At 70.8% G+C, this 14,963-nt stretch carries 13 protein-coding genes and 1 pseudogene; 6 read left to right on the plus strand and 8 right to left on the minus strand.

The window, feature by feature from the left end; all coding sequences use genetic code 11:
* Positions 1-24 precede the first annotated feature (24 nt).
* Positions 25-1,530 (plus strand): Asp-tRNA(Asn)/Glu-tRNA(Gln) amidotransferase subunit GatB, encoded by a 1,506-nt coding sequence (gene gatB / locus ACTOQ3_RS18140; RefSeq protein WP_440084559.1) that lies wholly within the window; start codon positions 25-27, stop codon positions 1,528-1,530.
* A gap of 138 nt (positions 1,531-1,668) precedes the next feature.
* On the opposite strand, the gene ACTOQ3_RS18145 is transcribed toward gatB, so the two are convergent.
* The 5 genes from ACTOQ3_RS18145 to ACTOQ3_RS18165 form a co-directional block, all read right to left on the minus strand.
* Complete coding sequence (locus tag ACTOQ3_RS18145; protein WP_440084560.1) at positions 1,669-2,889, minus strand: pentapeptide repeat-containing protein; 1,221 nt, start codon at positions 2,887-2,889, stop codon at positions 1,669-1,671.
* Positions 2,890-3,089: 200 nt separating this feature from the next.
* Positions 3,090-5,228: a peptidase domain-containing ABC transporter gene (locus tag ACTOQ3_RS18150; protein ID WP_440084561.1), complete on the minus strand. Its 2,139-nt coding sequence runs from the start codon at positions 5,226-5,228 to the stop codon at positions 3,090-3,092.
* Positions 5,225-5,479 carry a hypothetical protein gene (locus ACTOQ3_RS18155; protein WP_440084562.1) on the minus strand — a complete coding sequence of 85 codons (255 nt, stop codon included), beginning with the start codon at positions 5,477-5,479 and terminating at the stop codon, positions 5,225-5,227. The genes ACTOQ3_RS18150 and ACTOQ3_RS18155 overlap by 4 nt, the downstream gene beginning before the upstream one ends.
* 255 nt (positions 5,480-5,734) lie before the next feature.
* A complete protein-coding gene (locus ACTOQ3_RS18160) occupies positions 5,735-6,379 on the minus strand; it encodes a TetR/AcrR family transcriptional regulator (RefSeq protein WP_440084643.1) in 645 nt (214 codons plus the stop codon).
* A gap of 111 nt (positions 6,380-6,490) precedes the next feature.
* Positions 6,491-7,216 (minus strand): alpha/beta hydrolase, encoded by a 726-nt coding sequence (locus ACTOQ3_RS18165; protein WP_440084563.1) that lies wholly within the window; start codon positions 7,214-7,216, stop codon positions 6,491-6,493.
* A 16-nt stretch (positions 7,217-7,232) separates the two neighbouring features.
* Here ACTOQ3_RS18165 and ACTOQ3_RS18170 point away from each other — a divergent pair, with 16 nt between their 5' ends.
* The 3 genes and pseudogenes from ACTOQ3_RS18170 to ACTOQ3_RS18180 all read left to right on the plus strand — a co-directional run.
* Positions 7,233-7,370 (plus strand): hypothetical protein, encoded by a 138-nt coding sequence (locus tag ACTOQ3_RS18170; RefSeq protein WP_440084564.1) that lies wholly within the window; start codon positions 7,233-7,235, stop codon positions 7,368-7,370.
* Positions 7,371-7,871: 501 nt separating this feature from the next.
* Positions 7,872-8,249: an SH3 domain-containing protein gene (locus tag ACTOQ3_RS18175; protein ID WP_440084565.1), complete on the plus strand. Its 378-nt coding sequence runs from the start codon at positions 7,872-7,874 to the stop codon at positions 8,247-8,249.
* A gap of 221 nt (positions 8,250-8,470) precedes the next feature.
* Positions 8,471-8,641 (plus strand): annotated as a pseudogene (locus ACTOQ3_RS18180) (RNA-guided endonuclease TnpB family protein); the annotation flags it as partial.
* A gap of 491 nt (positions 8,642-9,132) precedes the next feature.
* Here ACTOQ3_RS18180 and ACTOQ3_RS18185 read toward each other — a convergent pair.
* From ACTOQ3_RS18185 to ACTOQ3_RS18195, 3 genes are read right to left on the minus strand one after another with little or no spacing between them, the layout of a single operon-like run.
* A complete protein-coding gene (locus tag ACTOQ3_RS18185; protein WP_440084566.1) occupies positions 9,133-10,629 on the minus strand; it encodes a tripartite tricarboxylate transporter permease in 1,497 nt (498 codons plus the stop codon).
* Positions 10,630-11,187: a tripartite tricarboxylate transporter TctB family protein gene (locus tag ACTOQ3_RS18190; RefSeq protein WP_440084567.1), complete on the minus strand. Its 558-nt coding sequence runs from the start codon at positions 11,185-11,187 to the stop codon at positions 10,630-10,632.
* Positions 11,187-12,152 (minus strand): tripartite tricarboxylate transporter substrate binding protein, encoded by a 966-nt coding sequence (locus ACTOQ3_RS18195; RefSeq protein ID WP_440084568.1) that lies wholly within the window; start codon positions 12,150-12,152, stop codon positions 11,187-11,189. The genes ACTOQ3_RS18190 and ACTOQ3_RS18195 overlap by 1 nt, the downstream gene beginning before the upstream one ends.
* Positions 12,153-12,325: 173 nt before the next feature.
* Here ACTOQ3_RS18195 and ACTOQ3_RS18200 point away from each other — a divergent pair, with 173 nt between their 5' ends.
* Complete coding sequence (locus tag ACTOQ3_RS18200) at positions 12,326-14,059, plus strand: ATP-binding protein (RefSeq protein WP_440084569.1); 1,734 nt, start codon at positions 12,326-12,328, stop codon at positions 14,057-14,059.
* Entirely contained in the window at positions 14,056-14,751 is a 696-nt protein-coding gene (locus tag ACTOQ3_RS18205; RefSeq protein ID WP_440084570.1) for a response regulator, read from the plus strand. Before ACTOQ3_RS18200 ends, ACTOQ3_RS18205 begins: the two co-directional genes overlap by 4 nt.
* Positions 14,752-14,963: the final 212 nt, after the last annotated feature.

Raw genomic sequence — 14,963 nt, forward strand, 5'->3', positions numbered from 1 at the left:
TGGAGCAGGAAGTGGTGAACGACAGTGAGCGCTGAGACGTTGATGCCGTACGACGAGGCGCTGGAGCGCTTCGAGCCGGTGCTGGGCCTGGAGACGCACGTCGAGCTGGGCACGGCGTCGAAGATGTTCTGCGGCTGCCCGACCACGTTCGGCGCCCCGCCGAACACGCACGTCTGCCCGGTCTGCCTGGCGCTGCCCGGCTCGCTGCCGACGGCGAACGCCGCGGCGATCGAGGCGACCATCCGCATCGGCCTGGCGCTCAACTGCTCCATCGCCGAGTGGTGCCGCTTCGCCCGGAAGAACTACTTCTATCCGGACATGCCGAAGAACTACCAGATCAGCCAGTACGACGAGCCGCTCTGCTTCGACGGCTACCTCGACGTCGAGGTCGACGGCAAGACCGTCAGGATCGAGATCGAGCGCGTCCACCTGGAGGAGGACACCGGCAAGTCCACCCACGTGGGCGGCGCGACCGGCCGCATCCACGGCGCCGACTACTCGATCGTCGACTACAACCGGGCGGGCATCCCGCTGGTGGAGATCGTCACCAAGCCTGTCCCGGGGACCGACAGGCTCGCCCCCGAGGTCGCCCGCGCGTACGGCATCGAGCTGCGCGAGCTGGTGCGCGGCCTCGGCGTCTCGGACGTCCGCATGGAGGAGGGCTCCATGCGCTTCGACGTGAACGTCTCCCTCATGCCGCGCGGCTCCTCGGAGTGGGGCACCCGCACCGAGACCAAGAACGTCAACTCGCTGCGCAGCGTCGAGCGCTCGGTGCGGGGTGAGATCGAGCGCCAGGCCGCGATCCTGGCCGGCGGCGGCCGGATCATCCAGGAGACCCGCCACTTCCACGAGAACACCGGCACCACCACCTCGGGACGGTCCAAGGAGGAGGCGCAGGACTACCGCTACTTCCCCGAGCCCGACCTGGTGCCGATCGCCCCCGACCCGGCGTGGGTCGCCGAGCTCAAGGCCTCCCTCCCCGAGCTGCCGGGCGCGCGGCGCAAGCGGCTCCAGCAGGAGTGGGGCGTGTCCGACCTGGACATGGCGGCCATGCACAACGCCGACGCCATCTCCCTGGTCGAGGCGACGGTCGCCGCGGGCGCCCCGCCCGCGGACGCCCGCAAGTGGTGGATGGGCGAGCTGGCCCGCCGCGCCAACGAGGCCGGTCTCCCGCTGAGCGCGCTGAGCATCACCCCCGACCAGATCGCCAGGGTGTGCGCGATGGTCGCCGGGGGAGCGCTGAACGACAAGCTGGCCCGCCAGGTGCTGGAGGGCGTGCTGAACGGCGAGGGCTCCCCCGACGAGGTGGTGGCCGCCCGCGGCCTCCAGATCGTGAACGACGAGGGCGAGCTGATGGAGATCATCGACCAGGTCCTGGCGGGCAACGCCGACGCGGCCGACAAGGTCCGCAACGGCAAGGTCGCCGCCGTCGGCGCCCTGGTCGGCGGCGTCATGAAGGCCAGCAGGGGCAAGGCCGACGCGGGCCGCGCCCGCGAACTCATCCTGGAGCGCCTCGGCGTCTCCGGCTAGTTCGGCCCGAGGTTTCCCGGGAGCCCGAGCGAAGGGTCTCCCGGGAGCTCGCGCCTCGCGCGAAGGGCTTCCCGCGCGTCCGTGTGAAGGGTCCCCCGGAAGCTCGCGCGAAGGGTCTGTCGGGACCAGACAGTGTGATCAGGAGCTTTCTCCGAACCGAGTACGTGCGTCGGTGAGCGCCTCCGCCCGGATCTCGGCCGGTGTTTTGCCGAACGCGCCTCTCAGGTCCGCACCCATCAGGTTCGCGCCGGTCAGGTTCGCATCGGTCAGTTCCGTGCCTCTCAGGTTCGCGCCGGTCAGGTTCGCGCCGCGCAGTTCCGCGTTGATCAGGTCCGCGCCGCGCAGGTCCGCGCCGCGCAGGTCCGCGCCACTCAAGTTCGCACGCTCCAGATGAGCGTTGGTCAGGCTTGAACCGTTCAGTTTCGTGCCGATCAGGATCGCACGGAACATGTCCGTGCGGTTCAGATCCGCGTTGCGCAGGTCCGTGCCGCTGAGGTTCGCGCCGCTCAGGATCGCGCGGCTCAGGTTCGTGCCGGTGAGGTTCGCGCCGCTCAGGAACGCGCCGCGCAGATTCCCGCCGCTCAGATCGGAGCCGCCGAGGAACCTGTCCATGAGATCTGCGTGCGGGAATCGGGCTTTGGAGAAATCGGCGCGGTCGTGGCCGGCCGACGTGGCGCTCAGGGGTGATGGGGTGGTGAGGGCCGGGGCGATGGTGAGGGCGGCAAGGACGTCGGCCGGTGGTCGTACGGGTTCGACGACAACGGTTTCCTTCCACTCGGGGTCGCAGGGTTTGGGTGGAGGTTTGGAAACGCACAGGTCGTGGTTGCGTACGAACGCGGCGAGCACGTTTCTGACGGTGGGGCGGTCGCGGGGAGAGTCGGCGGCGAGGCGCTGGAGGGCGTAGATGGCTCCGAGCCGGACGTCTACGGCGGGTGAGGCGAGTTGTTCGACGGCTTTGGTGTAGCGGTCGGTGATCTGTGCTTCCTGGTTGGCTCCGAGGGCACGGGCGGTGTAGTCCAGGGTGCCTGCGGTGTAGTCGAGAGTGCGGGCGGTGAAGAGGATGCCGAGGATGACGGCGGATGAGGTGATCACGGCGGTGATCGCCTGGAAGGGGCGTTGCCGGTAGGCGTCCCACAGTTCCTGACGTTCTTTGGCGGAAAGGGTTTCGAGTTCGGCCCGGTCGGGCCGGTCGACGGGCGGGTGGCGGCGAAGGAAGCGGCTGACCAGCGACACGGCCTTCGGCCGGCGCTCTGCGGTGGTCGGTGCGGTGACGGGGTCGTCCTTGGCGGGGCGAGTGGAGCGGCGGGACAAGTGGGTGAACGTGCGGGTGACTCGGTGGGCTGGGCGGGGGGTGGCCATGATTCAACGGTAGGGATCGGAGGATCGCACGGTCAGCGGAATGAGCGTGTGCCTGAGCCGGTACGGCCGGTGAGCGTGTGGAGGCCTGGGTCCCCGGTGGCATGGTCTTCGCGATCTGCCGTGAGTCGTTGAGGGCCGCCTGGATCGCGGAGGAGTGATTGCCGTCTTCCAGACCGATGCCGCCTCGGGGAGAGACGGCGTCAGGCGGGGGCGGCCTGGGCGGCGACGAGGTTCGCGTACCTGCCGCCGGCGGCCATCAGCTCGTCGTGGGTGCCGCGTTCGACGACGTGTCCGGAGTCGACCACCAGGATCAGGTCGGCGTCCCGGATCGTGCTCAGCCGGTGGGCGATCACGATCCGGGTCTGGGTGAGCCAGAACAGGTTGGACTCGATGGTCGCCTCGGTGGCGCTGTCCAGGCTGCTGGTGGCCTCGTCGAGCAGCAGGATCTTCGGGCGCGACAGGAGGGCGCGGGCCAGGGAGAGCCGCTGCCGCTGGCCGCCGGAGAGACCGCCGCCGTCGGTCAGCATCGTCTCGTACCCCATCGGCATGGCCATGATGTCCTCGTGCAGCGCCGCCACCTGGGCCGCGGCGACCACCCGCTCCAGGGGCGCGTCGGGGGAGTTCAGCGCGATGTTCTCCCGGATCGAGCCGCTGAACAGGGAGGGATCCTGGCCGACCACCCCGAACTGGCGGCGCAGCGTGCGCAGGTTGAGCTCGGAGGCCGGGACGCCGTCGTACCGGATCTCGCCCTCCACCGGGGTGTGCAGGGTGAGCAGCAGCCTGGCCAGCGTGCTCTTGCCCGACCCCGAGGGGCCCACCAGGGCGACCTTCTGTCCCGGCCGGATGGAGACCGAGACGTCCCGCACCACCCACGGGCCACGGGGGTCGTGCCGGAAGCTCACGCCGCGCAGCTCCACCGCGCCGCGCAGCCGCAGCACCTCGATGCCGTCGCCGGGCTCGGGTTCCGAGGCGAGGATGTCGGCCAGGCGGTCGAAGTGCGCGCCCGCCTGCTGCAGGCTCTGCAGGCCGGTCATCAGCGAACCCAGCGGGATCAGGGCGCCGAGCGCGATGGCGTTGAGCGCGATCAACGCGCCCACGGTCAGCTCCCCGTCGAGGACCCGCCACGTGCCGAGCCACAGCAGGCCGAGCGGGGCGACCACCCGGATCGCGGACAGCGCGGCCTCCACCAGCCCCTGGGTGAGGCCGCTGCGCACGTCGGCGTTGAGCTGCCGGGTGAAGTGGGCCGACCACTGCTCCACCGCCCGGTGCTCGGCCCCGGAGGCCTTGAGCGTCTCGATGCCGGTGATCGTCTGGATGAGGCTGCTCTGCGACGCGGAGAAGGCGGTGAGCTCCTGCTGGGTGAGCAGGTTGATCCGGCGGGTGGTGGCCAGGACCAGGAGCCCCTGGGCGACGACCACCCCGGTCAGCGCCAGCCCGAAGACGGGATCCCAGACGTACACGAGAACGAGGTAGCCGACGGCCAGCGGGCCGTCCAGCAGCGCCGCCACGATCTGGCCGGTGAGGATGTCGCGCAGCGTGGAGACGCCGGCGGCCCGGGTGAGCAGGTCGCCCTTGCCGCGCTGCGCGAAGTACCGGTAGGGCAGCGCCACCAGGTGGCCGATCACCCCCTCGGTGAGTTCCTGGTCGGCACGGGCCCGTACGGCCACCAGCAGCGCCGCCCGCAGGTAGCCGATCACGAACTGGGCCACCCCGGCCAGCAGCACGGCGCCGCCCAGCAGGGGCAGCAGGTCCGCTCCCCGCGACGGGACGACCTCGTCGATCAGCAGCTGGGAGAAAAGGGGCAGGGCCAGCCCCAGCAGTTGCAGCAGCAGCGAGGCCGCGATGACCTGCGCGAGCAGGCCGCGGCGGCGCCGGAACAGGGTGCGGACGAACTCGCGCCGCCAGGCGCTCGCCATCGAGGACGTGCCGCGGCGGAATCCCTCGCCGGGTTCGAAGACCAGCAGCACGCCGGTGAACCCGGCACTGAACTCCTGCGGTGTCAGGCGGCGGCGGCCCCGGCCGGGGTCGACGAGGTCCACCCGGTCGGGTGACCAGCGCTCGACCACCACGAAGTGGTTGAACTCCCAGTGCGCGACCGCGGGGAGCGGGACGCGCGCCAGGTCCTCGGGCGCGAGGGAGAACGCGCGCGCCTTCAGGCCGTGCTCGCGGGCGCCCTCCACGACGGCCTTGGCGCTCAGCCCGTCCCTGCCGACCTGGAGCCGTTCGGACACCTGGTGCAGCGTGGTGCGGTGACCGTGGTGGCAGAGCACCATGGCCAGGCACGCCGCGCCGCATTCGGTGGTGGTGTTCTGCAGCAGGACCGGGACGCGGTTCCTCATCCGCCCGCTCCGAGCGCGAGGGTGACGAGCGTGGCACCGGCCGCCAGGACGGCGGCCGCCACGATCCACAGCAGCAGGAACGACGGGCCGCCGATCACCAGCGGCATCCGGGCGGCGGCGCGGGCCTCGACATGCCGGCGCATCGCCTCCTCCCGGTAGACGAGCCGGCCCTGGCCGCCCGCCGGGGGAGGAGCGGGCCGCGTCGTCGCGGCTCCCGCGGCCTCTCGGCCTCGGTGTCGAGAGCCGGCCACGGGTTCCCGCCTTCGATCCCCGGTCATAGGGAGGAATCTAGGAATGATCACTTGTGGACCACTTGTGCCCTGCTTGTGACGCGCGGGATCGGGCGTCGTGGCCGCCGGGGGGGCAGGCAGGCGGTGAGGCTCGGGCCGCCGGGGGGCAGCGGGCGGTGAGGCTCGGGCCGCCGGTGGGACAGGCGGCGGTGGTGAGTGTGCCGTGGTGCGGGATGGTGCGTGCCGGCGACCGGAGCGCGCCCGCCTCCCGCACGGTCAGTTCGCGGCGGGCTGTTCGCCGGGGCGGCGATAGGCGCCGTGCCACCAGATCTTGCCGAGCTCGCGTGCGAAGGCCGCGTCACCACTTCCGTCGTCCACGCTGATGTGCCGGGCGATCGCCTGCGCGCCCCCCCAGACGATCACCCGGCTCGCCGCCACGGCGTCCAGGTCGGCAGGCGTCGAGCCCGACTCCTGTTCGTCGACGAGTGTTCTGTGAACGGCCTCGTCGAATTCCTCGAGATCGGCGGAGTAGAAGTCACGTACGGTCGGGTCGTAGGTGGCCAGTTCTCTCAACGCGGACAGTGTCGCGAAATTCTCCCGGTGTATCGCGATGACCTCCTCGAAGAATTTCGCGTATCTGGCCGCGCCGTCCTCTCCCGCACTCGGATCCCATTTCCTGGCCAATCCCACCAGGCTGCCCCTCAGCGTGTCCGAAAGCCGGATGAGCAGCTGGGACTTGTCCCGAAAATGCGCGTAGAAGGTGGCGCGTGACAGGCCCGCCTCCTCGATGATCTGTCGCACGCTGATTTCAGTGAAGACCTCTCCCCTTTTGAGGAGCCGCTCGACCGCGGCCAGTAGTTGCGCTTCGGCGGGAGCCGGTCGCTCGGCACCGTCCTTGCGCCTACGAGTCACAGAGGTCATGACCACATACTAGGGCCGGGCCACCGGGGCCGGCATGGGTCGCGTCCCGGCGGGCGCCATGGCCTGCGACGTCGCCTCGGCGCCCGTGCCGGCCGGTCGCGGGTGGACGGCCTACCCGGCCGAGGACGACCGCGTGGCGACGTCCACAAGGATGTCGGCGAATTCCCTGGGGTTCGAATAGAACGGCGCGTGATGTCCCGGGCAGCGGTAGACGGTTTCGGCGCACGCCGCCATTTGCTCCGCGACACCTCCGGTGATGGAGACATCTTTTTCCGGGATGACATAGCTGTTCGGCGTCGTGCGCCAGCCGGCCCGTGTCACCACCTCGAAGTCGGCGCGCACGGTCTGCGGCACCAGACGGGAAATCGCCTCGGCGGTCTCCGGGTTCGTCGCATCGCCGTCGTAGAAGGCTGCGGGCAGGTTGAGATCGGGATTCTCCGCGGGCCGCAGGCCGGCCAGAGACTCCGGAACGGGGACTCCGTGCGTCTGGAACATGCCTTCCCCGACGTCCAGCATGTAAGCGGCCACGTAAACGATGTGCGCGACGTTGGCCGCCCCGGCGACGGCCTCGGTGGCCGGTACACCACCGTACGAATGAGCCACGACGATCACCGGTCCGGTGATGTCGTCAAGTGCCTTCCGAATGACCTCGGCGTCGTCGTACATGCCGGGGAGCGGCTCGGCGCCGGGCTCGTTCCGGACGGCGCTGGGCAGGCTCACCGTGCGGCTCGGCCAGCCTCTCTCGTCCAGCACGCCCTGCAGCCTCTCCCAGCTCCACGGTCCGTGATGGCCTCCGTGCACGAGAAGGAACGTGGCGCGGTTCGCGATTTTCTGCAAGAGATCTCCTTGTTCGGTGGCCCATGCCGGAGAGAACGTGGCCGCCCTGCGCGTCCGGTGGTACGGCATGGGGGAACGGCCGCGGCGGCTCCGTCCCGGTGGCACGATCGCCCGCGCAGAGGTGGTGCGCGCCGGAGGCGGCCTCGGCCGATGACGTCGTACACGCAGACCGTACACTATGTATAGACGCATTGTATGGGTGGCTTCGTGGCACCCGTCCTGGAGGGAAAGGCCTGCTGGGGGGGCGTGGTACGGGCATGTCGTCCCCGCCTCGGCGCGGATCGCCGCCCGCGTCGGCGGTCGTCCGCCGGCGTCTTCCGCGTCCGAGGCGACCATGGTCGTGACGCCGGAATCGCCCGTGTCCGAGGCGACCGTGGCCGCGACCGCCGGAATCGTCCGGTGCCGGGCCCGGGAGATCGCGCCGGTCGCATTACGGGATCGCCGGGGAATTCGGGCGCCTCCGGCCGGGTGGCGGAGGCCGGAAGTCCTTATCGGTCGCATGAATTCCGGCATCGGAGTGGCCTTTTTTATGTGGTAATTCCCATTTCTGAATATGAATAGGTATTGACGAAATTCTTGGTGCCTTGCACAGTAATCACTGCAGTCTCGCCTTTCACTCCGACATGACCTGACCTCACGATCGGAAGAGCGTCCAATGAAAAGGTTCCTGGCATTCGCCGCCGTGACGTTGACGGCCGCCGCGGGAACGGCCGTCGCGGCCGTCCCCGCTCAGGCGACTCCGGTGAACGGCGCTTCCGCCATGTCGGCGGTCTCCGCCGTGGACGCGGTGATCATCGCCGACGGGGTGCGCCTGCGGTCGAGTGCCGGAGGGTCGACGGTCATCGGCTACCTCTACTACGGCGATTACGGGCAGCTTCTCGGCTCGTCGGGCGGTTGGTGCAGGTTCCGGCTGGGCGGCAGGTCGGCCTCGGGGCTGCCCTCGGGCACCACGGGATGGGTTTCGTGCAGCTATCTGGCCACGGAGGACGGCTGGAAATTCAACGGCCCGGCCGTCGACACCCTCCAGGAATAGCCTTCTTCCGGGATGAGCCCGGCCGCCCGGCTCCCCACGGCCGGGCGGCCGTTTCCTGTCGTGAGGCCCCGATGCCGCGTTCCTGTCATGAGGCTCCGGTGTCGTGTCACCCGTCCAGGAGCTTGAGGCCGATGACGCCGATCAGGATGAGCGCCAGGCAGGCCAGCCGGGCGGGTGCCGCGCTCTCCCGCCAGTTGCGCGACGGTGGCGGCGATGTCGGGTCGTCGGTGCCGTTGCAGCAGGCGCTGCGGCACCTGCAGGCGGCGTTCGCGAACTTCTTCGCCAAGCGCGCGAAGTACCCGACGTTCAAGTCCCGCAAGAAGTCGCGGCTCAGCGCCGAGTACACCCGCTCGGCGTTCACCTACCGGGATGGTCGGCTCACGCTGGCGAAGAATATCCTCGCCGCCGGGCTGGCGGAGAGGTAAAACGCCTGTGGAGCCGGTGTGAGACCTCACGGAGAGTCCTCTCTGGCGGGCGACCGGCGACGAAGCAGGAACCCTCACGGGCGACCGTGGGAATCCCCTCGCTCACGAGGAGGAGAGGGCCAACTCGGTGTCGGTCGAACCGGGCGGGACGAGGTTGGTCGTGATGTCCCGCTGGCCGCGCCGCTGCTCGCCCACCGCCTGCGCGATCGCGGGGTGACGGTCGAGCGCGTCAAGGCGGGGCTGGACGACCTGCTGGCCTCGTTCACCTCCTGAAGGGCCCGGAGATTCCCGGCGGCGTACGTCCGTGCGAGGAAACGGCGGCGAAGCGGTGGCGAGGGAACAGCGGGAGGAAACGGAAACGGGCACGGACATCCGTCCGTGCCCGCGGGTGCCGCGTCCGGGTGCGTCCGGGTGCGTCCGGGTGCATCCGGGTGCATCCGGGTACGGCCAGGTTCCGGTCAGGCGCCGCGACGACGGGCGGCCGCCTTCCTGATGAGGGGCGTGCACAGCGCCAGGAGCGAGACGACCAGCAACGTCGCCGCGATCGGGCTCTTGACCAGCACCGTCACGTCGCCCGCGCCGATGGCCAGGGCCCGGCGGAGCTGGATCTCGGCCATCGGGCCCAGGATCAGGCCGATCACCGCCGGGGCCACCGGCAGGCCGAAGCGGCGCATCGCGAAACCGAGCAGGCCCAGGATGTAGAGGATGACCAGCTCCACCCAGGAGGAGTTCAGCGCGTAGACGCCGAGCGCCGCGAACAGCACGATCCCCGAGTAGAGGTAGGGCCGGGGGATCCGCAGCACCCGGGCCCAGAGCGGGGCCAGCGGCAGGTTGAGCACCAGCAGCATGGTGTTGCCCACGAACAGCGAGGCGATCATGCCCCAGACCAGCGCCGGGTTGTGGTCGAACAGCTGCGGGCCCGGCTGCAGCCCGTACTGCTGGAAGGCCGCCAGCAGGATCGCGGCCGTCGCCGAGGTGGGCAGGCCCAGCGTGAGCAGCGGGACGAGCGTGCCCGCCGCCGAGGCGTTGTTGGCGGCCTCGGGACCGGCGACCCCCTCGATGGCGCCCTTGCCGTACTCCTCGCGGGCGATCCCGCGCGCCAGGCGCTTCTCGATCGAGTACGACAGGAACGTGGGGACCTCCGCTCCGCCGCCGGGCAGGGCGCCGAAAGGGAAGCCGAGCGCGGTGCCGCGCAGCCACGGCCGCCAGGAACGCGACCAGTCGGAGCGGCCGAGGAACGCCCGGCCGACCGGGACCACCTCGGGCCGGCCGTGCCGCAGCCGCGAGGCGACGTAGAGCACCTCGCCCAGGGCGAACAGCCCGACCGCGACGATCACCACGTCGATGCCGTCGAGCAGTTGCGGGATGCCCAGGGTCAGCCTGGCCTGCCCGGTCTGCTGGTCGATGCCGACCAGCCCGACGACCAGGCCGAGACCCAGCGAGGCCAGCCCCCGTACGACGGAGCGGGACAGCACCGACGACACCGCGGTGAAGGCCAGGACGGCCAGCGCGAAGTAGTCCTCGGGACCGAAGGAGATCGCGAAGTCCACCACCAGGGGCGCCGCGACGACCAGCAGCCCGGTGGCGATGGTGCCCGCGACGAACGAGCCGATCGCGGCCGTCGCCAGCGCCTGGGCGGCCCGGCCGCGTTTGGCCATCTTGTTGCCCTCGAGCGCGGTGATCATCGAGGAGCTCTCGCCGGGCGTGTTGAGCAGGATCGAGGTGGTCGACCCGCCGTACATGCCGCCGTAGTAGATGCCCGCGAACATGATGAACGCGCTCGCCGGGGGGACGGTGAACGTGATCGGCAGCAGCAGCGCCACGGTCATGGCCGGGCCGATGCCGGGCAGCACGCCCACCAGCGTGCCCAGCGTGACGCCCACCAGCGCGTAGAGCAGGTTGACCGGGGTGAGGGCGGTCGCGAAGCCGTCCATCAACAGCTGGAAGGACTCCACTCAGATCACCCCGGACAGCAGCCCGGCCGGCAGCGTCACGCCGAGGCCCCTGACGAACACCAGGTAGGTGAGAGTGGACAGCACGATCGCGATGACGCCCGCGCGCAGCCGGTGGGCCGCCCCGAGCGTCACGGACAGGCCGAAGAAGAGCAGCGCGCCCGCGATGACCCAGCCGAGCAGGTCGAGCAGTCCGGCGAAGGCGAGGAAGATCACGCTGACCAGCGCGACCGTCCGCCAGTCGGCCCGCGCGCCGGAGTCGATGTCCTCGGCGTCCTCGGCGTCCTCGGGGTCGCCGTGGCCTCCCCTGAGCACGTCGACCACGTAGAACAGCCCGATCAGCAGCATCGCGCCCCCGACCAGGGCCGGGAAGAACCGGGGCCCGAGACCGAGGGCGGAGCCGGCGGCGGTCACGTCGGCGGTGCCGGCGATCACGAACGCGCCCAGCGCGAGGACCAGCACCGCCAGCCCCAGCTCCGGCCGCCGCCACGACCACCCGGTCTCGGCCTCGGGGCCCGCACCGGTGCCGGTGGGACCGGACGGGTCTTCTACGGGGGACATCAGGAGACGAGGCCCATCTCCGCGATGACGGCCTTGACCTTGGTCTGCTCCGTCGCGAGGAAGTCGGCGAACGGCTGCCCGGTCTGGAAGACGTCGGTCCAGCCGTTCTTCATCACCGCGTCCTTCCACGCCGGGGAGTCGTGCATCTTGGTGACCAGGTCGGTGAGGGCCTTCTTCTCCTCGTCGTCCAGCCCGCCGGGCGCGACGAACCCCCGCCAGTTGGCCAGCTCCACGTCCAGGCCCGCCTCCTTGATGGTGGGGGCGTCCACGTTGCCGAGCCGCTCGGGAGAGCTGACGCCGAGGGCGCGCAGCTTGCCGGACTTCACGTGCTCGGCGAACTCGCCGATGCCGGAGATCCCCATCGCGACCTTCTCGCCGAGCAGCGCGTTGAGCGCCTCGCCGCCGCCGGAGTGGGCGATGTAGTTGACCTGCTTGGGATCGATGCCCGCGGCCTTGGCCATCAGGCCCGCCACGATGTGGTCGGTGCCCCCGGCGGAGCCGCCCGCGATGGCGATCTTCGTCGGGTCCGCCTTCCACGCCGTCACCAGGTCGCCCAGCGTCCGGTACGGCGATCCCGCGGGAACCACGACGATCTCGTACTCCTCGGTGAGCTTCGCGATCGGCGTGGTGTCGGCCAGGGTGACCTTCGACTTGTTCTGCTCGACCGCGCCGACCATGACCAGGCCCATGGTCATCAACAGGTCGCCGTTGCCCTTCTCGCCCGCGAGCTGGGCCAGGCCGATGGTGCCGCCCGCGCCGGGCACGTTGTAGACCTCGACCTTGCGGGACGGCTCGGCGGCCTTGAGCGCCTCCCCGGCGACGCGGGAGGTCTGGTCCCAGCCGCCTCCCGGTGAGGCCGGCGCCATGATTCTCAGCGCGCTCGTACCTGAGCCGCCGCCGGAACCGCAGGCGGTGAGGGCGGCGAGGGACAGCACCGCGAGGGCGGCCAGTCTCCGAAGACGCATGGTCAGCTCCAAACAAACGTGAAGAAAGCGTGGTGAGGATCGTGACCTCAGGAGGCCGCCCTGTCGATCCTTTGCGTGGTTGCCGTCGTATCGGTCATATTGGTCACACCTCCTCGCGACCTCGCCGTTACCTCAGACTGCTTTCATCGAGGCCCTGACCAGGGAGTTGACTCGTGCGACGCTTACTCAACGCCTCGCTCGGCACCCAGCTTTTCGCGTTACAGACCGTGATCGTGTTCCTCGCGGTCGGCGGTACGGCGGGCGTCTGGATGGAACACACCCGCGTTTTGCTGGACCGCCAGTACCAGCAGCGCGCCCTGGCGATCGCCGAGTCGGTGGCGGGGCTTCCCCAGGTGCGTGAGGCGTTCGGCCGGCCCCGGCCCGAGCTGAGCCTGCAGCCGATCGCGCTCGGGGTGCAGGCGGCCACCGGCGCCGACTACGTGGTGATCGCGAATCGCGACCAGATCCGTTACGCCCACCCCAACGCGGCCCTGATCGGCAAGAGGCTGTCCACCGACGGCTCGGAGGTGATGACGAACGGGCGGCACTGGACCGGCATCCAGACGGGCACCCTCGGCCGCTCGGTGCGCGGCAAGGCCCCGATCTTCGACGCCTCGGGGCAGGTCATCGGCCTGGCCTCGGTCGGGATCCTGGAGGGGACCGTCGCCGACCAGCTCGGCGAGGCGCTCCCGCCGCTGCTGTGGACGGTCCTCGCGGTCCTCGTCGCCGGGTCGGCCGCCGCCGCGCTGATCGCCCGGCGGGTACGCCGCCAGACGTTCGGCCTGGAACCGGGGGAGATCGCGGCCCTGCTCGAACAGCGCGAGGGCGTGCTGCACGGCGTCAAGGAGGGGGTGCTCGCCCTCGACCTCCAGGGACGGGTGACGCTGGTCAACGACGCGGCACGCGACCTGCTCGGACTCTCCCAGCACGACGTCGGCCGGAGCCTGCGGGAGATGCCCCTGTCCGACCGGATGCGGGACGTGCTGGACGGCGTGGACCCCGGCGACGACCGGGTGGTGCTCCACCGCGACCGGGTGCTGGTGCTCAACCGGACCCCGGTGGCGGTACGGGAACGGCAGAGCGGCTGGGTGGTCACCCTGCGGGACCGTACCGAGCTGGTGCGGCTGGCACGCGAGCTCGACCAGGCCAGCACCACGACCGGAGCGCTGCGCGCGCAGGCCCACGAGTTCGCCAACCGGATGCACACGGTGGTCGGCCTGCTGGAACTCGGCGAGCACGAGACGGCCGTCAGCTACATCACCCAGACCACCGAGGCCTACAGCAGGCACGCCTCGGGCATCAGGGAGAAGGTCGCCGACCCGACGCTGGCCGCGCTGCTGCTGGCCAAGTCGGCAGAGGCGGCCGAGCGGGGCGCGACCCTGGTGCTGTCCGACGACTCCCGGGTGGAGGCGGGCATGCTCGGAGACCCGCACGACGCGGTCCTGGTCGTCGGCAACCTGGTCGCCAACGCCCTCGACGCGCTGCAGGAGACCGGGGGAACGGTGGAGGTCTCGGTCCGTACCGAGGCGGACGGCCTGCGCGTCCGGGTCGGCGACTCCGGTCCGGGAATCACCCCGGGCCTGGTCCACGAGGTGTTCAGGGAGGGCTTCACCACCAAGGCCGCCCACGCCGGGCCGCGCGGCCTGGGCCTGGCCCTGACCCGCCAGGCGTGCGCGCGCCGGGGCGGCTGGGTGCGGGTGCACAACGCGGGCGGAGCCGTCTTCACCGCGCTCCTGCCCACCGGCGAGCCCTCGGTCCCGCCCGCCGGAGAGCCTTCCCCGTCCCGCACCGATCCGTCCCGCACCGATCCGTCCCGCACCGATCCGTCCCGCACCGGCCCGTCCCGCACCGGTGAACCCGCGCCGCCCCCCGCCGGGGGATCCGCCGAACGGAAGGTGCCGAGTTGACCGGGAACGGGCACACGGGGGAGATCCGCGTCCTGGTCGTGGACGACGACTTCATGGTGGCCAGGATCCACGGCGGCTACGTCGCCAGGACGCCCGGCTTCACGGTCGCCGACGTCGTCCACACCGGGGGCGCCGCGATCGCGTCGGCCGCGGTGCGCAGGCCCGACCTGGTCCTGCTCGACATCTACCTGCCGGACATGTCGGGACTCGACGTCCTCGCGAAGCTCAGGGAGGCCGTGCACCCCGTGGACATCCTGGTGATCACCGCCGCGCGGGACGTGGCCACGGTCCGGGCGGCGATGCGCGGCGGCGCGGTCAACTACCTGATCAAACCCTTCACCGCCCGCGCCCTGGCCGAGCGCCTCGAACAGTACGCCGAGATCCGCAGGCAGCTCGCCACCCTCGGGGACGAGGCCCGCCAGGACGAGATCGACCGGCTCTTCGGCGCGGTCAGGGGGGTGCCGCCGCCGCTTCCCAAAGGGCTGTCCGGCACCACGTGTTCCCTGGTCGCCGCGGCGCTCAGGGAGAGCGGCGGCGACCTGTCCGCGGCCGAGGCGGCGACGATCACCGGTCTCTCCAGGGTCAGCGCCCGCCGGTACCTGGAACACCTGTGCGCGGCGGGCCAGGCGGAACTCCGCCCGAGGTACGGCACCGCGGGAAGGCCGGAACACCGTTACCGCTGGACAGGCTGATTTGTTACTCCTTTTGGGACGGCGGTTGACCAATGTGGTTTAAGGTTGCCGGAGGTGGAAGCTGCGAAGCAGGAGGATGCGGAGGCCGTGCGGAACGCCGGAGCGTCTGTGAACCCGCCACCGGACCCCTTTGAGGCAATGCCTCTTCCCTCGGGCCCCGTCCCGCCGGGCGCCCGCGACCCGCGGCTCCCTCCCGGCGTGCAGGGAGCCCG

The organism is Streptosporangium sp. LJ11, from assembly GCF_051918945.1.
In the GTDB taxonomy this organism is placed as follows: Bacteria; Actinomycetota; Actinomycetes; order Streptosporangiales; family Streptosporangiaceae; genus Streptosporangium.